The organism is Nocardia thailandica NBRC 100428, assembly GCF_000308795.1.
GTDB classification, from domain to species: domain Bacteria; phylum Actinomycetota; class Actinomycetes; order Mycobacteriales; family Mycobacteriaceae; genus Nocardia; species Nocardia thailandica.
The window spans coordinates 1-2,661 of the sequence record NZ_BAGK01000023.1; the positions used below are offsets into that span (position 1 = coordinate 1).

Genomic DNA, 2,661 nt, shown 5'->3' on the forward strand with positions numbered 1-2,661 from the left:
ATCGCCCCGATCGCCGAGCGTTATCCCGAGATCGATGTGGTGGATGCGTATGAGATCCAGTTGATCAACATCACGCGCCGGTTGAAGGACGGGGCGAGGGTGGTCGGTCACAAGGTGGGTTTGTCGTCGAAGGCGATGCAGCAGATGATGGGGGTCGATGAACCCGATTACGGTCATCTGCTGGCCGAGATGGAGTTGCGGGAGAACGTCCCGGTCGACGCGTCGCGGTTCCTGCTGCCCCGCGTCGAGGTCGAGGTCGGGTTCGTGTTGGGCGCGGATCTGCCGGGCGCGGACTGCACCGAGGCCGATGTGCTGGCCGCGACGGTGGCCTACGCGCCGGCGATCGAGTTGATCGATTCCCGGATCGCGGACTGGCGGATCGGGTTGTGCGACACGATCTCCGACAACGCGTCCTCGGCCGGCTACGTCCTGGGTGCGCAGCGGGTGGCCCCCGCCGACATCGATGTCACCGTCATCGATGCGGAGTTGACCCGTAACGGGGAAGTGGTGGCGCGGGGCTGCAGTGACGCGGTGCTGGGTGATCCGGTGATCGCGGTGGCGTGGCTGGCGCGCAAGGTCGCCTCGTTCGGGGTGCGGCTCAAAGCCGGTGATGTCGTCCTGCCGGGTTCGTGCACGCGCGCGATCGACGCCCGCCCCGGTGACGCCTTCCATGCCGAGTTCGCCGGGCTCGGTTCCGTCCGTCTGCATTTCGTCTAGGAGAACTCTCGTGTCCGTTTCCGGGACCGTCAGTGCCGCGATCGTGGGATCCGGCAACATCAGCACCGACCTGCTCTACAAACTGTTGCGGTCACCCAGCATCGAACCCCGCTGGATGATCGGTATCGACCCGGCCAGCGAAGGACTCAAACGCGCCGCGGGACTGGGATTGGAGACCTCGGCCGAGGGGGTGGACTGGCTGCTGGGCCAGGCCGAGAAACCCGACCTGATCTTCGAGGCGACCTCGGCCTATGTCCACCGCGCCGCGGCCCCCCGCTACGCCGAACTCGGTATCCGGGCCGTGGATCTGACTCCCGCCGCGGTCGGTCCCGCGGTCGTCCCGCCGGTGAATCTGGGCGCGAATCTGGACGCCGACAACGTCAACATGATCACCTGCGGCGGGCAGGCCACCATCCCGATCGTGGCCGCGGTCTCACGCGTGGTGCCGGTCGCCTACGCCGAGATCGTGGCCTCGGTGGCCTCGGTCTCGGCCGGGCCCGGCACCCGCGCCAACATCGACGAATTCACCAAGACCACCAGCCGGGGCGTGGAAACCATCGGCGGCGCCGCCCGCGGCAAGGCCATCATCATCCTCAACCCCGCCGAACCGCCGATGATCATGCGCGACACCATCTTCTGCGCCATCCCCGAAGACGCCGACCAGGACGCGATCACCGCCTCGATCCAGCGCATGGTCGCCGACATCCAAGCCTATGTTCCCGGCTACCGCCTGCTCAACGACCCCCAATACGACCCGCCCTCGATCGTCTCGGCCGGGCTGGCCAAGGTGTCGGTGTTCGTCGAGGTCGAAGGCGCCGGTGACTTCCTGCCCCCCTACGCGGGCAACCTCGACATCATGACCGCCGCCGCGACCCGGGTCGGGGAAGTCCTGGCCGGACAGATCCTCACCACCGGGGTTTAAGGAGCCGTTGACCATGCCCTACTCGACCGAACTCGACATCCGCGTCACCGACACCAGCCTGCGTGACGGCTCCCACCACAAACGCCACCAGTTCACCGCCACCGAAGTCGCCGACATCGTCACCGCCCTCGACAACGCCGGCGTCCCGGTCATCGAAGTCGCCCACGGCGACGGCCTCGGCGGCTCCTCCTTCAACTACGGATTCTCCAAAACCCCCGAACAGCAACTCATCACCATCGCCGCCGACACCGCCAAACACGCCAAGATCGCAGTCCTCATGCTGCCCGGAGTCGGCGTCAAAGAAGACATCAAGATCGCCCAGGACAACGGCGCCGCCATCTGCCGCATCGCCACCCACTGCACCGAAGCCGACGTCTCGATCCAGCACTTCGGCTACGCCCGCGACCTCGGCATGGAAACCGTCGGCTTCCTGATGATGTCACACACCCAACCCCCCGAAACCCTCGCCGCCCAAGCCCGGATCATGGCCGACGCCGGATGCCAATGCGTCTACATCGTCGACTCCGCGGGCGCGCTGGTCCTCGACCAGGTCTCCGACCGCGTCGCCGCCCTGGTCACCGAACTCGGCACCGACGCCCAAGTCGGATTCCACGGCCACGAAAACCTCGGCCTCGCCGTCGCCAACTCCGTCTACGCCGTCCGCGCCGGAGCCACCCAGATCGACGGCTCCACCCGCCGATTCGGCGCAGGCGCAGGCAACACCCCCGTCGAAGCCTTCGTCGGCGTCACCGACAAACTCGACCTCACCACCGGCATCGACTTCTTCGCCATCGCCGACGCCGCCGAAGACATCATCCGCCCCACCATGCCCACCGAATGCCTCCTCGACCGCCAAGCACTCATGATGGGCTACGCAGGCGTCTACTCCAGCTTCCTCAAACACGCCGAACGCCAAGCCCAACGCTACAACGTCTCCGCCGCCCACATGCTCGTCCGCGCAGGACAACGCAAACTCGTCGGCGGCCAAGAAGACCAACTCATCGACATCGCCCTCGAACTCC

At 66.7% G+C, this 2,661-nt stretch carries 3 protein-coding genes; all 3 read left to right on the plus strand.

Annotated elements, in window-relative coordinates; translation table 11 throughout:
- Positions 1-717: 2-keto-4-pentenoate hydratase (locus ON36_RS02365; RefSeq protein WP_043647262.1), on the plus strand; the 717-nt coding region annotated here is incomplete at its 5' end.
- Positions 718-727: 10 nt separating this feature from the next.
- Positions 728-1,639: an acetaldehyde dehydrogenase (acetylating) gene (locus ON36_RS02370; protein WP_043647264.1), complete on the plus strand. Its 912-nt coding sequence runs from the start codon at positions 728-730 to the stop codon at positions 1,637-1,639.
- A 13-nt stretch (positions 1,640-1,652) separates the two neighbouring features.
- On the plus strand, positions 1,653-2,661 hold a 1,009-nt coding region (gene dmpG, locus ON36_RS02375; protein ID WP_043647266.1), incomplete at its 3' end, for a 4-hydroxy-2-oxovalerate aldolase.